This is a genomic window from Aquimarina sp. AU119, assembly GCF_900312735.1.
GTDB lineage: Bacteria > Bacteroidota > Bacteroidia > Flavobacteriales > Flavobacteriaceae > Aquimarina > Aquimarina algiphila.
On sequence record NZ_OMPF01000016.1, the window covers coordinates 45,365 to 64,147 of the forward strand.

Below are 18,783 nucleotides of genomic sequence, written 5' to 3' on the forward strand. Positions count from 1 at the left end.
TTATTGTATTAATATCTCATCGACAAAAAGCCATGGGGCTTTACCTGCTCCCTGGTGCCAATCAGGAAGTTTACCTGCATTGTGTACTACTATCTTAATATATTTGGCATTAGTTTGTGGTATTTTTAAACTAAAATTCTTTTTACTGATTTCTTTAGCTTCTTCCTCATTAGTTGCGTCATAATTCATTTCTCCGATTTTTTGAAAAGTCGCATTTTCATTTTTAGCATAGACTTCTATTTTTTTGGGAAATAAAATCCATGATCCAGCATCTCTTAAACAACTTACCGATACATTTTGAATCACCTTAGGCTCATCAAAATTAATTGTAGTGATCAAATTATCACCCTCATATCCTGTCCAGTTTCCATCAGAAAAAACAGAACTTCCTTTTATAAAATCAAAAACTTTTTGAGCTCCCGGATATTTCGCAGATGGTTGATGTACCATATTAAAATCTTTAATCTTATATTTTATTTTAAAAAAGTCTTCTTCCATAATTGGGCTTGGTAACCATTCGTCTTGATATAACAAAGCCTTTAACTTTATAGAATTAGTAATTTTTATAGGTACAGTATACCTGATAGAAGTACTATCCGGATCTGTACCGTCTATCGTATAATATAATTTTGCTTTACGCAATGGATTATTAAATGTAATCATTAAACTATCAGAAAAAATAGTTTGCTCTGTAATAAGGGTAGGAGATTTTAAAGCTTTAATTTCTGCAAATCCCTCAAAAACACCATGATGAATGATGGTCGGACTACTTTTCATTAACTGTTTAGCATATTTTTCGTCTACTTGTGTATTCCATACATAAATATCATCTGGAGCAATTTCCTCTACAATGGTTGTTATTCCCTCATTATCTATTTCTGTATGGTGTACATTTAAAACTTTTAGTTTTTTTAGGTTAACCAAATGATTAAGAGTTGTATTTGAAATTTTGGTGTTATCCAAACGTAATTTCTCCAATCGTTTAAGTTCCTTTAATCCTTTAGTCATATCATCTGTTAAAGTAGTATTATTTAACTCTAATTCTACTAATTGTTCTGCTATACCTTTTAATGATTTTATTGCATCTGTTGTTATAGAGTCTCTAACAAATTTAGCACTCAATTGTGGCTTATCTATCGCAATTCTATAAACCAAAAACCCTGAATTCACCACATCGTTTAATGCCGCTATAGAAGCTTCTGCTATAATTTCAACATCCTTTTCTACATAATTTTCTAAAAGATTAATTAATGTATCATTTTTTTGATATGCCAACGCCTTCACATTAAAATCGGCACCGTTATCTATCCAATGTTCTAACAGCCATAATTCATCTGTAGATATTTGATTTTTTCCAGTTGGAGGCATATGTTTTTCGTCTTCTAAAGGCAATAAAATTCGTTTAATTATATGGCTATTCAAAGCATTTCCTTTCTCTATCAGCTTACCATTTTTTCCTCCTTTGATAATCATGACTTCAGAAATAAGGGATAATTCTCCTTTTTGCTTTGTTGCATTATGACATTGTATACATTTAGCTTCTAAAATAGGATATATCACATCAGAAAAATAATGAAGACTATCAATAACCTGAGGTTTGTTTTTTTTTGTTTTTAAAGGAGAATATTGTGTAATAAAATCATCTCCATGCGTTAGCGTACTCCCATAATGTCCAGTTATACTAATCAAAATTATAGTACTTACGAATAAAGGGAAGAATAGTTTTTTTAGGCTTTCAAGAGTAGATCTCTTTAGTAAGAATAAGAAAGTAATCAAAATTGCAGTAGCAATTCCTGTCCACATATGAATATTAGTTGTATTTTCTTCATAACCACCTTCTAAGGATAAAAAATACCCCAATACACAAGCCAAAATTGCAAAAAACGCACTGAATCCTAATCCATTTTCAATAAGAGTTTCGGGGTAATTCTTGCGAATACGCCCAACGATATCAAAATAAAACACTAATAGTAACCCACCAATAGGTAAATGTAATATCAGAGGATGAAAACGACCTAAAAACAACACAAATTCTGATGTACCAGTTGTTTCAACAAGTGGTATTACACTCAGAAACATACAACATATATGAGATATTATAAGATTCATTAATTAGAGATTTTGGCGTTAAAAATCCATTCATCCATAAACAACCAGGCAGGATTACCTTTACCTTGATGCCATTTGGGGATTGATGTTACATTGGAAATTTTAATCTTTAGTTTTTTTAATTTCTTAGCAACTGGAATATGAACATTATCTAATTTGGTACTACCAGTCTTTAGTTTTTCTAATGTTTCCTGAGGTTCAATATCTGTAAAATCCGCCCCATTTTCTGAAAAAGCAATAGACACATTTTGAATAGGAAAAATCCATGCATCTGTATTCACCAAATATCCTATATCCACAGAATCTAAAAATATCTTAGTTTTAAAATCGATTATTGCTATAAATGGTTCAGTAACTCCAATCCATTCTCCATCTCTAAAGTTCAAGGTTCCTTTTTTATGATTCACTAATGTACTCTCTCCTTGTCCTGGGTATTGTTTATTTAAAGGAGTAATCAAGGAAAAAATGTCAACATCAATTCCTTTTTTAAAGAAGGATACCTGTTCTGACCCACTGGATTTAAATTCAGAATGAAATGCTTTAAATGTATAGGTCCCGGATTCTGAAATTGAAATTATATCTGTATACTTTTCTGATGTTTCTGTTGGTTCATTACCATCTGTAGTATAACGAATTACTGTTTGATCTAATGGCAATGAAGCAATAATTGATGAAGAAGTGTCGATAATCACATTATTTACAATAATCTTAGGGTTGACTAACTGTATTTCTTCTTTTTGCACATAGGTTTTTGTAAATTCATTTTCTTTATTATTCTTTTTACAAGAATAAACACATACAACCAATACTATGACTACTATATATTTCATACTCTGGTTAGTTTTATAGGGTATGTTTGTCCAGAATTCCATTGTGCTACATACATATTACCTTCTTCATCTATGCATACATCATGAGGATGTTGAAATAATTTTATGGTTTGATACAATTCTTTTAATGAATTATTTTGATATATCGGTTGTGTTGCTCCTGGACAAGAGATTACTTCGTTCTTATCATCCATAATCAAAAGAAATCCTGAACCATTATGTGATGCACCTCTTGATTTTAAAACAGCAAAATAGATTTCATTACCATAAATTACCGGTCGGCAAATGAGAGCCCCGGGAACTTCTATAGATGATAAGTAATTACCATCTAAACTAAACCTCTTTAATTTGTTTTGTTCTCTTGCTGTAATTAAAAGTATTGGATTTGCCTCATCTCTTTGATCAAGACAAATACCATGAGCATTTAAAAACTGATCGTTTTCTATTCCTTTTCCTCCAAATATATTTAGGAGTTCTCCTTTGTGATTATAATGTAATATGAATTGATTTCCGTAGCCATCAGCAACATAAAACTCTCCGTTTTTTAAAACTGTAGTCTCGGTGGGTTTAAATTCTTCTTTACTTTTATACTTTCCTGTATCTGCCGGATAATCAATTGTCATTACCTCTTTACCATCAATTGTAGTCTTAATAATCTGGTGACGTTCATAGTCAGTAATGAACAAAAAGTCTTCTCCATTTTCAACAGAAAGCGTTAAACCATGACCTCCTGGATATGTAGTTCCCCAAGTTTCTAATAACTTTCCTGATTTATCATATACAATAATGTTATTTTTGATATGGTTGGTAAGCATAACAATTCTTCCTTTAGAATCCTGAATAATTTCATGACAGTCCTTTACCGGAACTTTTTCTGCATTCAAATTTCCCCAGTTCAAATCCACCTTGTAGCGATGAGAATTATGCCCAATGATCAAATCTTTATGATCATCAAAAGTATAAGCTCCAGAATATACTGGTAAAGTAAGTATCCCAGCAGAAGCACATACTGATTTATGTAGAAATTTTCTTCTATTCATTACTTTTCGGTTTTATCATGCAATAAGATCTTTTACTACATTACCATGAACATCAGTTAATCGAAATCTTCTACCCTGATGTTTAAAAGTAAATTTGGTATGATCAATTCCCATCAAGTGCATTAGTGTAGCCTGAAAATCGTGTATATGTACCGGGTCTTTTACTACATTATATCCTAACTCATCAGTTTCTCCATAAGTAAACCCTGGTTTTACGCCTCCGCCAGCCATAAAAATTGTAAAACTTCTCGGGTGATGGTCCCGCCCATAATTTGTATCGGTTAGTGTACCTTGACTATAATTTGTCCTACCAAACTCTCCTCCCCATATAACTAATGTATCCTCTAGTAAACCTCTTTGTTTTAGATCCATAATAAGAGCTGCCGATGCTTGATCCACATCTTTGGCTTGCTTCTCTATTTGAGTAGGAAGGTTGTCATGTTGATCCCAACCCATATGATACAATTGTACAAATCGAACATCCTTTTCTATCAACCTTCTCGCCAAAATACAATTCGCTGCATATGTCCCAGGGACCTGAGAATCGGGACCATACATTCTAAAAACATGTTCTGGTTCATCATCAATATTCATAGTTTCGGGAACTGAAGTCTGCATTCTGTATGCCATTTCATACTGAGAAATTCTACTATTTATTTCGGGATCTCCGAATTCTGTTTCCTGTTTATGATTTAATTCGTTTAAATAATCCAACATTTTTCTTCTATCTGCTCTTGACATTCCTTCAGGATCCTTTAAAAACAAAACAGGATCTTTACCCGAACGAAATTGTACTCCTTGATGTAAAGAACTTAAAAATCCATTTCCCCAAAGTTTTGAATATAATGGTTGAGCATTAGGTCTACCAGTTCCTCTACTTAATAAGACAGAGAAAGCTGGTAAATTATTATTAAGGCTTCCTAAACCATAACTCATCCAGGAACCAATACTAGGTCTTCCGGATTGTTGAGATCCTGTCTGAAAAAATGTAATCGCAGGATCATGATTTATTGCATCTGTCTGCATCGATTTTACAAAACACAATTCATCCACCACTTTGGATACATAAGGCATTAAACTACTTACCCAAGCTCTGGATTCACCATATTGCTTAAATGTAAAATTACTATCTGCTAATGGAAAATTAGATTGCCCAGAAGTCATCCCTGTTAATCGTTGTCCTTTTCTAACCGATTCAGGCAAGTCTTGCCCTCTCATATCTGTTAATTTAGGCTTATAATCAAATAAATCTAATTGTGAAGGTCCTCCACTTTGAAAAAGATAAATAACCTTTTTAGCCTTAGGGGCAAAGTGAGGTAGTTGTAATGAACTAGTTCCCAAATTAAGCCCTTTTGCTGTATTTGGTTGACTAAACATACCTATCGGATCAATTAGAGAACCCAGAGCGACTCCGCCAATTCCTAATCCTACTTTCTTTAAAAAATGTCTCCTGTTATTATTATTAAAATGTTTGAATAACTCGTTCATGATCTTTAACTTTTAGTGATAGTTTCATCCAAATTGAATAACAAACTAGCCAAAGCAGTATATGCTTTAAGTTCTCTAGGTTGAATATTTTCAGGAACATCTAATGTACTTGTTACCGTAGGATCAATATTTTCTGTCTCCTGTTTAACATATCCTTGTCTTTGTTCATTAAGATATTCTGATAATTTATCTAGTTCTACCTCATCAGGGCTTCTAGATGTAATTTTTTTGAAAAGAGCTCCAATTTTTTGTTTTTCATCAGATGCATCATTCTCTAGTACCCCAATAGCCATAACTGTTGCTGCTTCGATAAACTGAGGATCGTTCATTAATACTAATGCTTGGAGAGGTGTGCTTGTTTTTTGCCTTTGTACGGTGCAGAAGTCTCTGGAAGCCGCATCAAAAGTAAGCATAGACGGAGGAGGAACAGTACGTTTCCAGAACGTATACAAGCTTCTTCTGTATAATCCTTCTCCTTTATCTGCAATATATTCTGTAAGACCAACTCCAGATGTAGTTTCTGCCCATAACCCTGGAGGCTGATATGGTTTTACACTAGGTCCGCCAATCTTTTTTACCAACAATCCACTTACTGCCAAAGCATTATCTCTAATTGCTTCTGCTGGCAACTTATACCTTGATCCTCTAGCTAATAGTTTATTTTCAGGATCTTTTTCTAATAACTCTGGTGTAATCTTAGAATTTTGCTGATAGGTCGCTGATAATGCCATTTTTTTAAGCATACTTTTTATATCCCAACCTTCCTCTTTAAAAGTGACAGATAACCAATCCAATAGTTCAGGGTGTGTTGGGAGGGCTCCCTGGTTTCCAAAATCATCGGCAGTCGCAACAATACCAGTACCAAACATTTGTTGCCATAAGCGATTAACCATCACTCTAGCAGTTAATGGATTATCATCATCAAAAAACCATTCTGCCAGTCCAAGTCTATCTTGAGAATATTGATCAGAGAAAGGCAGTACTTGTTCTGGGAGTGTATAAGGCACCTCTTCTCCAGGTGCATCATAAAGGCCCCGATTTAGTACTCTATTTTTACGTATTCCTTTCTCATCTTTCATTACCATTAATTTTACTTCACTTATAGAATCAGGAATATTAACAAAAGGTAACTTTGTTTTAATAGTCTTTTGATCTAAAGTAACATAAGGTTCCGGAATTTCTCCATAATCTATTTGTCCCTTCTCCTTTAACTGATTAAAAAAACTATACATTCCATAAAATTCTTTTTGAGACAGAGGATCATATTTATGATCATGACAACGGGCACATTCCATAGTAAGTCCCATAAAGGCTTTAGCGGTAGTATTGGTCCTATCCATTACATACTCTACACGATATTCTTCATCAATCACTCCTCCTTCTTGAGTAATCTTATGATTTCTGTTAAATCCTGATGCTACAATTTGTTCTAAGGTTGCATTATCTATCTGATCTCCTGCTAATTGCCATTTTACAAATTGATCATAAGGTAAATTTTCATTAAAGGCATGGATTACCCAATCTCTCCAGGGCCACATTACACGTTCTAAATCATCCTGATATCCATGTGTATCTGCATATCTAGAAACTTCCATCCAATCTAAAGCCATGCGCTCTCCATAAGCTTTAGAATTTAGTAATCTGTCTATTACTTTCTCGAATGCATTGGAAGAAGTATCATTTATAAAATGATCAATTTCTGCCGTGGTAGGAGGTAAACCTGTAAGGTCAAAAGAGACTCGTCTTATTAATCTTTCTTTAGTAGCTATCTTAGAAGGTGTAAGATCTTCTATCTCTAATCGTTTAAGAACAAATCTATCTATTTCATTATTGCCCCATTTTGTATTAACGACTTTTGGTAATGATGGTTTTTGAGGAATTTTAAATGACCAGTGAGAATCCCATTGTGCCCCATCCTCTATCCATTTTTTTAGAATTTCTTTTTCATATTCGCTTAACAATAAATTAGAATCAGCTGGGGGCATTAATTTATGAGTATCCTCAGCATATATTCTTTTAATCATTTCACTATTCTCAAGATCTCCTGGTTTAGCTGCAAATCTATCTTTGTTTTCTCCAAGTGGTACATACGCACCATCTTTTGTATCAAAACGAAGTCCTGCTTCTCGAGAACCTTCATCAGGACCGTGACAAGCATAACACTTATCTGATAATATAGGTTTTACATGAAAACTATAGCTAATTGTCTCTGGTAATTTTTGTTTTGTCTCCTTGTCAGAATCTTTCTGCTTTGAATTAGTAGTATTACTTTTATCCTCTGATAATAATACGTATTCTTCTTTTTGACTTGAAATCATCCATTTTATAAAAACCGCTATTATAAAAGAAATCAAAAAATATAATACAACATGTTTCTTTTTCATCTGTTCAACTTTTAAATTAAGACTTATCTCATATTATGGATACTAAATTCTATTCCATTTTAAATTCAGCATCCCTTAATTCATTATTTACTGTAGCATTTTTAATTGCAAAATTAAACCCTGGACGTAGGCAATAAGAGCCATATTCTCCATTTTTGTTTAATGCTATAAACCCTACTTGTAAATATTCTAGATCTGCATGGTTTTTATGCACTTTATAAATTCGTTCTACAACTTCTTTACAAGCGTCATAAGGAGATTTTCCTTGACGCATTAACTCAACCACCATGGCACTTCCGGCTGTTCTTATTACAGCTTCTCCTAAGCCCGTTGCCGCAGCTGCTCCTACTTCATTATCAAGAAACAACCCTGCACCAATAATGGGAGAATCTCCCACTCTACCATGCATTTTCCAAGCCGCTCCGCTCGTGGTACATGCTCCTGATAAATTACCGTCTTCATCCAACGCCAGCATACTAATTGTATCGTGATTCTCAATATTAATTACTGGTTTATAATTGGTTTTTTGTAACCATTCTTCATATGCTTTTTTTGATTCTGGCGTAAGTAATTCTTCTTTTTCAAATCCTTGTTCTAAGGCAAATTGTAATGCCCCATCTCCTGTTAACATGATATGCGGAGTTTCCTCCATTACTTTACGAGCTACAGAAATTGGATGTTTAATATGCTGTAAGAAAGAAACAGCACCACAATTACTATTATAGTCCATAATACAAGCGTCTAGAGTAACATTACCTTCTCTATCAGGAAAACCTCCTAAGCCTACAGTTTGTATTTCTGGGTTTGCTTCTGCTGTGCGTACGCCTTGCTCCACAGCATCAAGGGCTTTACCACCTACACTTAATATCTTCCAAGCTTCTTCATTAGCAGGAACTCCATGATTCCAGGTAGAAATTACAACAGGTTTTATCACCTCTATAACAATCTCACTTTTCTCATTGCTTTGCTGTTCCTTAATATTGTCTTTGGTATTACAACTCCATAGGGTTATTACTAAAAACAGAATCAAGTATTGATATATGAAGGTTCTCATCATAATTAATATATTTTATTTAATTCAGGTAATTTAAAATTCATAAATACTGAGTCATTTGGGATATCACTCATTTCAAATTCTAAAAGTCCACCATTCATAATAGTCTTATGCCTAATGAATAGTTTTTCATAGGGTTTTCCATTAAGTATAATTCTATTTATATATTTATTTTTATCTGAAAGATTTTTGGCCTTAATTTTAAAAACTTTTTGTTCTGGTAATTGTATTTCTGTACTTTCAAAAAGTGGTGAAGAAAAAAGATATACTCCTTGAGCTGGATTTACAGGATATAATCCCAGAGCGCTAAAAATATACCAGGATGACATTTGTCCACAATCTTCATTTCCACAATGTCCATTGGGTTCATTCTTATATTGCTCTTCCAAAATTTTACGAGTAAGCTCTTGTGTTTTTGAAGGACGATTCACATAATTATATAAATACGCTACATGATGACTTGGTTCATTTCCATGTGCATATTGACCTATCATTCCTGTACTAAATATTGGTAGTTTATCGGTTGATTCTGGATAATAAGAAAACATAGAATCCAATTTTTGGGTAAATCTTACAGCACCACCTGTTTTTTTAATTAATCCATCTATATCCTGAGGAACAAACCAATAATATTGCCAAGCATTACTCTCGCAGAAATAAGGTGTATATTCTTTAGGGACAAAAGGTTCTATAAAATTTCCTTCAATATTTTTTGGTTGTAACCAGGATCTTTTATCATTGTATAGGTTTTTCCAATTTTCTGAGCGATTCATGAAATATTTATAATCCTCTTCTTTTCCAAGATCTTTTGCAAACATTGCGATACACCAATCATCATAAGCATATTCCATGGTCTTTGAAACTGACCAGTTTTCATGGTGTTCATCAACCGGAATATATCCTAAATCCTTGTATATATCAATTTGCCTATCATTGACCATCGCACTTTCTTTACATGCATTATATGCTTGTTCAATATCAAATGTAAATCCTTTAAAATATGCATCTACAATCACAGGAACTGCATGATATCCAATCATCATATTGGTTTCATTACCTTGCATAGACCATACAGGCAAGATTCCTGTTTCTTTATAATGTGCTAATAAAGATCGTATCATATCTGGCACACGTTTTGGCTGAATAATTGTATATAATGGGTGTGCCGCTCTAAATGTGTCCCATAAAGAAAAGGTGTCATAACGATCAAACCCTTTTGCATTCACAATGGTATCGTTTGCACCTTTATAATCTCCATTAGGGTCGCTCAACAATGTTGGTGCCAGCATAGATTGATACATCATCGTATAAAAAATACTTTTCTTGTCTTTATCAGATGTCGTAATCTTTATTTTATTTAACTCGTTTTCCCAAATTGCTTTTGCTTTTTTCTTATAAGTATCAAAATCAAAATTGGAGGTCTCTTTTGATATTGATTGTTGTGCTCCTTCAAAACTTGCCGTGGAGATTCCTGTTTTTAGAACTATTTGCTCTCCTTCTGTAGTAGTATATTGCAATACTATTCTAGTTTTTTTGCCTCGTACAGGAAGGGTTGTGGGATTATCATCCTTAAATACAGAATATCTCCTAAATGGTTTTGAAAACTGTATTACAAAGTATATTCTCTGATCTTTTGCCCAACCTGTCGACATACGATATCCTTGTAAGGTCGAATCATTTACTTTTTCAATATAGGTATCTGTAGGATCGTCCCAATTTATCGCATACCCAAGATCTACATGTATTGCAGTAGCTGCATCTTCTGGAAATGTATATCGATGTATCCCTACCCTATTTGTTGCAGTCAATTCTGCTTTGATATCATAATCTAATAAATCTACGGTGTAATACCCTGGGGATGCATCTTCTTTATTATGATTGTATTTGGAAAATGGTTTGTAGTTATTCTCTTTTATTCGTTCTGAAAATCTACTATTCGTAGGCATTACCAGGATATCATATAAATCTCCTGCTCCTGTACCAGTGAGATGTGTGTGAGAAAAACCACTAATAATAGCATCTTTATAATAATATCCTGCTATTCTATCCCAGCCAGGGATTCCAATATCTGGACTCAATTGTACCATCCCAAATGGAAGTGTTGCACCAGGATACGTATTCCCTGGTCCGTCTGTACCGATAAATGGATTTACATAATCGACTACTGATGATTCTTCAGGGAAATCAATCTTTTCTTTAGCCTCTTCTTTACAGGACCAAAGGAGCAGTATTAAAACGATATATGTAAAATCCATTTTTCTCATTCTGACAATGAATTAGACCATACTTAGTCTATGTAAAATTATTGCTTAGAAGCTTTTATCACTTCGAATTGTTCTTCGGTAATTGCATTTCCATCAAAAAATGATATTCCTGAAGCTCCATTATCTTTAGCTAATTGAATTGCTTTGGCAACATCTTCTGTACTCATCGGAGGTAAATATATCCCAGTATGTAGTTTAGTTTCTTTTCCTTCAAGATCCTTAACACCTTGTCTTGTTGCAAAACCAATCCAATCTACTTCTTCATTATAAAAATTATGATATATCATGGGTAACACTTCATCTACATGCCATTTATCCCAACGTTGTCTCACCATATGATCTGCCATTTCGGGATATGGAAATACGGCTGAGGTTAATTTTTTATTGTATTTATGAGCAATTTCATATGCCTCATCAACTACTCTTTTTACTTGATTAAGTCTAAACTGTTTCCATTCAATATCTATAGCTATATTACTAGCATCTTTAGGGTTTTTATGATGCTCTTTCTGGAATGTATCAATACACACATCACAATAGCAAAAGTCAAATTCTGGTAATTCTTCATCTTGAACTAAATCATATTTTGGCAGTAATCCTATAGGTAAAAATATATCTGGATACCTAATATAATCTATATGTACACTTGTAACTCCCTCTACTTTAGCCAAACCTTCTACAAGACTTAAAACATGATCTCTGGATTCTTTTCTGGTAGGACATAACCACTGATAATAATCGACATAAGGCCGTGTATCATAACACGATTTTCCTTCTCTACTTACTGCATACCATTCGGGGTGTTGAAGTGCTATTTTATCTCCAGGTCTATTCATTGTAAACATCCAGGCATGAACTTCTAATCCTTCTTTTGTGGCCAATGGAGTAATTTTTCTCAACACTTCTGCATCAGTCTCGGTATTAATCAGAACTGCGTCTATTCCATTTTCTTTATACTTTTTAAATTCGGCCTTATACTCTTCATCAGATTTTTCAACATTAGCAGTAATCCAAGTCCAATATTTAAAAGGTGTTATATCAACCTTAGTTTCTAATTCATTAACAGTTTCTTCTTTTTTCTCTTCTGATACACAGCTTAAAAGAATAAGTGCAATACACATTGAAATATTTTTGATCATTCGCATATCAATCTAATTTTTGAATAATTCTCCCATCTTCTCTTATAATAAACAAGCGCTTTGTAAAAGGACTAATCACAGTAATATTAAAACCAGTTTGATGGTTTTCTATTGTTCGGATAACTCTATTCCCTTCTATTTTAGAATCATCATTAGATAATTCAGAAAATTTAGTTGCCCAGCGATTATTTTTTTTATGATACTCTTTTTGTTTTCTATACAAGCGATATAAGATTTGTTTTACTTTTTCATCTTCAGGTATTTTAAACTTATCTTCTTCTCCTGCTTTTTTTGAAGAAAAATATACATATCCCCAATCTTCTGGACGATGCATATTAATCACTCCCATAGGCGACCATACCCAGTTATATTCATGTTCGATTTTTCCTTTATCATTCTCTTTTCGAGAATATTTATTATTCTGAAGTTGAAAATTCCAATTTACTCTTGAAAAATTCACTCTCCAGAATTGATCCTTAGGAACATTTTTATGAAAATATGATGTTTTAAATGCATCAAAAGGAATTGCTATTTCAATAGACCAACCTTTATCAGTATCATTAGCATTATTGATCGTACCATGAACTTTTACTGAGGATTTAAATCCATTGGCATCCCAATCATTAAGTACAGGACTACCCTCTCTATATGGTTTTGTTATAAACAAATCCCAAAGTGTATTTAATGCATTTATCTCAAACTCATAATAATTATGTGTGTCATTATCTGGATCTATAAAAATTTCAAAATCATTATTATGGAAAATAATAGTGTCTTTTTGCTTTAAGTTTCCCCATACATGAGGCTCTTCCATTTCTGCAAAAAAGTATACATGAGTATCATCCCATAACATTTTTACAGATGTATTGTATTTAGGCACCTTATTTCCTTCTATATCAATAAATAAGTCTGTTGGCTTTACTTTTTTCCATGATTCTTCTGACGCTACTCCATCAATAATAATTGATTCTGTTATATGGTATGCAGTATATGTCTTTGGTAATGTTTGAGCACTGCCGACAATTGCAATAAAAAAGATCAATAAAATGCTTAATCCTTTATGCATTACCTCTAATATAAAATACTGATCACCGTTCTTAATCACTTTATAATGTATTTTCTTTAGTAAACTTAATAATTTCACTTATTCTTCCAAATGCTAATGCTACAACTGTATCTGCCGCACCGTAATAAATTGCTACTTTATCTTGTTCTATATCTTGTATTGTGGCACAAGGGAATATTACATTATGAACATCTCCTACCTGTTCATAAGAAACAGAGGGAGTTAAAAGGTATGGTTTTGTTCTATATTTTACGATATCAGGATTGTCTTCATCCAAAATAGCTGCTCCCATAGCATATCTAAACCCATTACACGTATTAATAACACCATGATAAAACATTAACCATCCTTCTTCTGTTAAAAAAGGTACAGATCCTGCTCCTATCTTTGTACATTGCCACGCACTATCTTCAAAAGGAGTTGCCTGCATCACATTTCTATGTTCTCCCCAATATTTCATATCTGGGCTATAGCTAATAAAAATATCTCCAAAAGGCGTGTGTCCGTTATCACTTGGACGGCTTAACATTGCATATTTGTTATTAATTTTCTTAGGAAATAATACTCCATTTCGATTAAATGGTAAAAATGCATTTTCACATTGAAAAAATTCCTTAAAATCAAAGGTATATGCGATCCCTATAGTTGGTCCATGATATCCATTACACCATGTAATCCAATATCTATCTTCTATAAAAGTCACACGAGGATCATACTTATAATCAGAATCAATCATTTTGGTATTTCCTTCTTCCATAATAATAGGATCATGGTTTATTTCCCAATCGATTCCGTTTTTACTAAATCCTGCAAAAATATTCATCTGCACCGCCTTATTATCACATCTAAAAACTCCAGCAAATCCATCATTAAAAGGAACAACAGCACTATTAAAAACACTATTGGATACAGGTATTGCATCTCTTTGTATTATTGGGTTTTTGGTATATCTCCAAATAACATCATTACTTCCTATAGGTCTATCCTGCCAGGGCATTTGATTTTTCACACTTTTGTTTTTTATAGTTAGTACTACCGTTGTTTAAGATACATTTCAAACAACAGTAGTACAATAGGTTTAATTTTTAATTAATTTATATAAAATTGTTTCTTTATCACTTTCAAGTTTCATTATAAATAAGCCTTTTTCTAATTTTTCGAGTGCAGTAAATTCGGAAATATTCTTTTTTGAATCTATACTTTTTTCTGCAAGTAATTGTCCAGAAATACTATAGATTTTCACACTCGTAAAATCATGGTTTTTAGGTAATTTTAACTTCAGTTGATCGGTAAACGGATTTGGATAAACATTCAAATTATTATTCAGGTTTTTAGCTGGTTCATCATCTAATTCATTTATAATTGTCTTAGCAGAGGAACTTACAGCTACTCTTGCACTGGAATTTTCATATACTCTAATATTCTTAAAAGAACTATTATTACCACTTCCGCCGTCATTATCATTGACTAGTATCAAACTCATTGCATTCCCTGTATAAAAATTTCCTATCGGAATTGTATAAGTTTTAAACTCAGAACCTGTATAGTTATCATAATCTTGGATACCCCAATTTTGAGTTCCATGTACCTTAAAAATTCTATTGCTACTTAATGAATTATCTTCATCAAACCCAATTCCATGAATTTCACCTTCTATGGTGCTTTTAAATTGAAACTCAATAACCGTATTGGACGTTATCGAGTACGTATTTGTAGAACGTTTCCACGTATTATTTACCAAACGAGCAGTATCTCCATTATCTTCAACAAAACTGGTTCCATCTGCATCCTGATTCGAATATGAAACTAATGTAATTGTATTGAAATCTATACAATCAGCACATCCTGTAGGAGGATTAGACGTTCCTGCTGGACCAAGAAGTTCTATCTCACATACCTGAGTCATACTAATATTAGCTTTATTCTTAGTTATATTTATTCGGTAATAGGTATATGCTGTAGTATTTGTAAAGCTAAATTCTTTACGTTCAAAACGATTTGTCCAGGTTTGTCCCGACCAACTATTTAATGTTGTCCAATTCGTTCCGTTATTTGACCCTTGTATATCAAAATTATTAGGATCTCTATCGGGTACATCATTTGCACTGGTTAGGGTAATTTTATTTACCACAACTGCTGCTGGTAATTGAATTTGAATCCAACTTGGGTTCGAAGTACTAGGAACGCCTCCATTATCCAACCATTTACTCCAATTGATATTCTGTGTACCATTTATAAACAAATTATCAAATGCTTTGTCTGCACTTTCTGCAGTGTTAATTTGCGCCCTGGCGGTTATTATACCTGTTCCTACTGGATCTGTATGATCTACGGTAGTTGATGTTCCTGTGGTAAAACTCCAAATTGCACCGGTAGTTGTTCCTAATGAGTTTACTTCATCTATTCTCCAATAATAAGTAGTAGCAGTATTTAATGTTCCTGGGGTATACGATGTATTTGATTGATTTCCTTTAAAATCTCCTGATCCTAACGAAGAGCTTGTTCCAAAATAAACATCATGAGAATTAGCACCAGCACCAGCAGACCATCCAAGAGAGGTATTTGTACTAATATTTGATGTTCCATTAGAAGGATTAGGTGAATTGGCTACTCCTGGAACACTCCCCGGAGAAAGTGCATTATTAATCGCTCCTGCATAAGCGGCAACAGATGGACTACTATCAAAATCATCATAGATCCACATAAAGCCTCCTGTAATACCGCAGTTATTTTGCCAGGAATTCATTCTACTTTCTACAGTAGACACACTAGATTGTCCGGATCCTCCCCATAAACCAGGAAAAACAGGTATTCCAAAATCCCAAGTCGATGAGCAAGGATTATTTCCGCTACCTCCAGCATAACATTGTAAATAATTTCTATCAATATTACCTGGATATGCCGCATTTACTTCACTTACTAAAGTACTCCAAAAGGTACTATTACGATAAGGAACTATTGCATTTTTATATCCCAACCCTGCTAACATTTTTGTAAATGCTACAGCGGATGGTGCATGATATGTAACTTCATCATCATTGTTAAAAGCATCTATCCCAGGAATCGCAGCTTTTAAAGCTTCAAAATTTTTATAGAGAGTTGTTCCCGGTCCAAAACCCTCTGAATTATGAAAATTCTGAACTGCTTCAAAAGTTCCTGAACCCGCTGCTGCAAGTCCAAATTCTACTCGATTGATAGATGTTGGTGCTGTTTTTAATAATGCTATATCTGCCGGAAAATTAGGATAGGACTGATTTCCTACATATACTCCATTTTGAACTAATGGAAACTCTCCATTAAATCCAAGGTCTCCATTGGATTCTATATGAATTGTCCATACAATTACCGTTGTAAATCCAGAATTTCGTAATTCACTAATTGAAGAATTTCTATTGTTATAAATTGGCCCTCCCGCATATATCGCAGACTCTTGTCCAATAAGCTGGGTAGTACTTACAATCACTAATAATAACAGTGATAATAGATATTGAAAAATACGTTTGTGTGTTTTCATAATATATTATTTGGTTAATTGATTTAAAAAATCTTTTACTAAATTTTACATCCAGATTTTAACCTTACTCCCTTATTTTTTTATCTTATTATACCATGTTTGTTTTAAAATTACAGTCGTTATAATCATTAAGACAACTACTATACTTAACTGATAATATTCTTTGATTAGAAGATATATTGGAATCAGCACAAAGGTCATTTGCCAAACAATTCCTATCACACAGTTAAAAGTATCTTTCCAAAAATCATTATTTGCTTTAAATGTTGAATCTTCTTTTTTTAATTCCTTATAAACCGGTTTCCAGAACCCCCATGGTTTTGTTGTTTTATAAAAGTTTTTTAATACTTCCATGTCATCAGGCTTACCTATAAATACTCCCAAAAAACATCCTACAAAAGAAATAAACAATACTATTGGGAATAGATAAATATCTGATGTTTCAGGAAAAAAACCAGGAACAATAGAAGCAGCAATAAGACCTGCCAACATTCCTCCAAAATACCCATAAGAATTAAAGCGCCACCAAATCCATTTCAGCATATTTGCTGCCGCATAACCTCCATATAAAGCAGAAGTTAACCATATTGTAAGTGTATTAATTGATGATGCAAAAAAACCAAATATCAAACCTATAATTACTATTAAAATAGAAGATAGATAACTGAATCTTATATAGGTTTTGCTAGTAGCATCTGGTTTTATATATTTTTTGTAAATATCATTGACCAAATATGCTGGTGCAGCATTTATAAAAGCTGCAAATGTTCCCATAAACGCAGCTAATAACCCTGCAAGTAACAATCCTTTTAAACCGACAGGCACAAAACGTTGAATGGCCAATGGTAATATTGTTTCAAAATCAATCCCAGTTCCTTCTTGTAATTCTGGACCTAGGTACACTAATCCTAAAATTGCAAAACCTGTAATCATTAGATATCGCGGAATGGAAAGTACCACTATTGTTAATCCACTCATTTTTGAAGCTTCCGCTTCGTTTTTTGTAGACAAAATTCGCTGCATATCATAACTTGGTACTGGACCAGCAAGGCTTGCAAAAATTCCTTTGAAAATCATCATCATAAATAAAAATCCAAAAAGAGAAAAACCATCTTCTTCAATCTTAGAATTAACGCTGTCGATATACCCTGTCCAATCCAAATCCAAGTCCATTCCAAAAAATAAGTCTTTCCAGTTTTCTGGAACAGCAGTTGCTATTTGCTCTGCAGTTACCGAAGTAAAAGCAATATATCCTATAACCAAACAAGAAATAGTCATGATAACAAACTGAATTACTTCTGTGCCTACCACACTATACATACCTCCTTTTAAAGTATAAAGTGTAGTAATCACAATAATAATAAGAGCGTATGCCTGCTCTGAAGAAATCAGGATTGATCCAATACTAAATGATAGATCCCATGGAAAAAATATGGTTGCAAATTTTCCTATTCCCTCAAAAAAATACGCTATAAATCCTAAAGTACTTATGATGGCAAATACAGTCACAATAATATGTGACAGACGTGCTCCTAAATCTGTTCCGAATCTATATGTTATCCATTGAGCCCCTGTCATTACATTAGATCTTCTTAACCAGGCTGCCAGAAAAACCATAATAAAAACTTGATTCCATACCGGCCATATCCAAGGTAACCAAGCACTTTTAAGTCCATACACAAACATCGCTGTAACGGCCCACATCGTTCCAGAAATATCAAACATTCCAGAAGCATTAGACAATCCCAAATAATACCAGGGGATTTCGTTTCCTCCCAAGAAGTAAGATTTCATGTCTTTTGATGCTTTCTTAGAAACATAAAATCCAAAAAGAAGTGTAATGCATATATAACATAAAATTATTATAATATCGATGGTTGCTAGGTTCATTCAAA

General features: G+C 33.3%; 12 protein-coding genes. All 12 read right to left on the reverse strand.

Annotated elements, in window-relative coordinates; translation table 11 throughout:
- The gene (locus DK442_RS15160; protein ID WP_109436741.1) at nucleotides 1-2,109 is read right to left on the reverse strand and encodes an FN3 associated domain-containing protein; all 2,109 of its coding nucleotides are present in this window, start codon (nucleotides 2,107-2,109) and stop codon (nucleotides 1-3) included.
- Nucleotides 2,109-2,939, reverse strand: coding sequence for a chitobiase/beta-hexosaminidase C-terminal domain-containing protein (locus tag DK442_RS15165; RefSeq protein WP_160114206.1), 831 nt, complete (start codon nucleotides 2,937-2,939; stop codon nucleotides 2,109-2,111). The genes DK442_RS15160 and DK442_RS15165 overlap by 1 nt, the downstream gene beginning before the upstream one ends.
- Nucleotides 2,936-3,979, reverse strand: a complete 1,044-nt coding sequence (locus DK442_RS15170; RefSeq protein ID WP_109436743.1) for a 6-bladed beta-propeller — start codon at nucleotides 3,977-3,979, stop codon at nucleotides 2,936-2,938. The genes DK442_RS15165 and DK442_RS15170 overlap by 4 nt, the downstream gene beginning before the upstream one ends.
- Nucleotides 3,980-3,994: 15 nt before the next feature.
- Nucleotides 3,995-5,467: a DUF1501 domain-containing protein gene (locus DK442_RS15175; RefSeq protein ID WP_109436744.1), complete on the reverse strand. Its 1,473-nt coding sequence runs from the start codon at nucleotides 5,465-5,467 to the stop codon at nucleotides 3,995-3,997.
- A gap of 5 nt (nucleotides 5,468-5,472) precedes the next feature.
- A complete protein-coding gene (locus DK442_RS15180) occupies nucleotides 5,473-7,851 on the reverse strand; it encodes a PSD1 and planctomycete cytochrome C domain-containing protein (RefSeq protein ID WP_109436745.1) in 2,379 nt (792 codons plus the stop codon).
- A gap of 49 nt (nucleotides 7,852-7,900) precedes the next feature.
- Nucleotides 7,901-8,908 carry an isoaspartyl peptidase/L-asparaginase family protein gene (locus DK442_RS15185; protein WP_370444663.1) on the reverse strand — a complete coding sequence of 336 codons (1,008 nt, stop codon included), beginning with the start codon at nucleotides 8,906-8,908 and terminating at the stop codon, nucleotides 7,901-7,903.
- Between the two features lie 2 nt (nucleotides 8,909-8,910).
- Nucleotides 8,911-11,169 (reverse strand): GH92 family glycosyl hydrolase, encoded by a 2,259-nt coding sequence (locus DK442_RS15190; protein ID WP_109436746.1) that lies wholly within the window; start codon nucleotides 11,167-11,169, stop codon nucleotides 8,911-8,913.
- 38 nt (nucleotides 11,170-11,207) lie between these two features.
- Nucleotides 11,208-12,314 carry a putative glycoside hydrolase gene (locus DK442_RS15195; protein WP_109436747.1) on the reverse strand — a complete coding sequence of 369 codons (1,107 nt, stop codon included), beginning with the start codon at nucleotides 12,312-12,314 and terminating at the stop codon, nucleotides 11,208-11,210.
- A gap of 1 nt (nucleotide 12,315) precedes the next feature.
- Nucleotides 12,316-13,413 carry a carbohydrate-binding family 9-like protein gene (locus tag DK442_RS15200; protein ID WP_235010970.1) on the reverse strand — a complete coding sequence of 366 codons (1,098 nt, stop codon included), beginning with the start codon at nucleotides 13,411-13,413 and terminating at the stop codon, nucleotides 12,316-12,318.
- 1 nt (nucleotide 13,414) lies between these two features.
- On the reverse strand, nucleotides 13,415-14,371 hold the full coding sequence (locus tag DK442_RS15205) for a glycoside hydrolase family 130 protein (protein ID WP_109436748.1): 957 nt from the start codon (nucleotides 14,369-14,371) through the stop codon (nucleotides 13,415-13,417).
- 81 nt (nucleotides 14,372-14,452) lie between these two features.
- A complete protein-coding gene (locus DK442_RS15210) occupies nucleotides 14,453-16,888 on the reverse strand; it encodes a T9SS type A sorting domain-containing protein (RefSeq protein WP_109436749.1) in 2,436 nt (811 codons plus the stop codon).
- A gap of 72 nt (nucleotides 16,889-16,960) precedes the next feature.
- On the reverse strand, nucleotides 16,961-18,778 hold the full coding sequence (locus tag DK442_RS15215; RefSeq protein ID WP_109436750.1) for a sodium:solute symporter family protein: 1,818 nt from the start codon (nucleotides 18,776-18,778) through the stop codon (nucleotides 16,961-16,963).
- Nucleotides 18,779-18,783 lie beyond the last annotated feature (5 nt).

Coding starts and splice junctions, on each gene's coding strand:
- DK442_RS15160 (WP_109436741.1), bottom strand. CDS start 2,109: ATGAATCTTATAATATCTCATATATGTTGTATGTTTCTGAGTGTAATA.
- DK442_RS15165 (WP_160114206.1), bottom strand. CDS start 2,939: ATGAAATATATAGTAGTCATAGTATTGGTTGTATGTGTTTATTCTTGT.
- DK442_RS15170 (WP_109436743.1), bottom strand. CDS start 3,979: ATGAATAGAAGAAAATTTCTACATAAATCAGTATGTGCTTCTGCTGGG.
- DK442_RS15175 (WP_109436744.1), bottom strand. CDS start 5,467: ATGAACGAGTTATTCAAACATTTTAATAATAATAACAGGAGACATTTT.
- DK442_RS15180 (WP_109436745.1), bottom strand. CDS start 7,851: ATGAAAAAGAAACATGTTGTATTATATTTTTTGATTTCTTTTATAATA.
- DK442_RS15185 (WP_370444663.1), bottom strand. CDS start 8,908: ATGATGAGAACCTTCATATATCAATACTTGATTCTGTTTTTAGTAATA.
- DK442_RS15190 (WP_109436746.1), bottom strand. CDS start 11,169: ATGAGAAAAATGGATTTTACATATATCGTTTTAATACTGCTCCTTTGG.
- DK442_RS15195 (WP_109436747.1), bottom strand. CDS start 12,314: ATGCGAATGATCAAAAATATTTCAATGTGTATTGCACTTATTCTTTTA.
- DK442_RS15205 (WP_109436748.1), bottom strand. CDS start 14,371: ATGCCCTGGCAGGATAGACCTATAGGAAGTAATGATGTTATTTGGAGA.
- DK442_RS15210 (WP_109436749.1), bottom strand. CDS start 16,888: ATGAAAACACACAAACGTATTTTTCAATATCTATTATCACTGTTATTA.
- DK442_RS15215 (WP_109436750.1), bottom strand. CDS start 18,778: ATGAACCTAGCAACCATCGATATTATAATAATTTTATGTTATATATGC.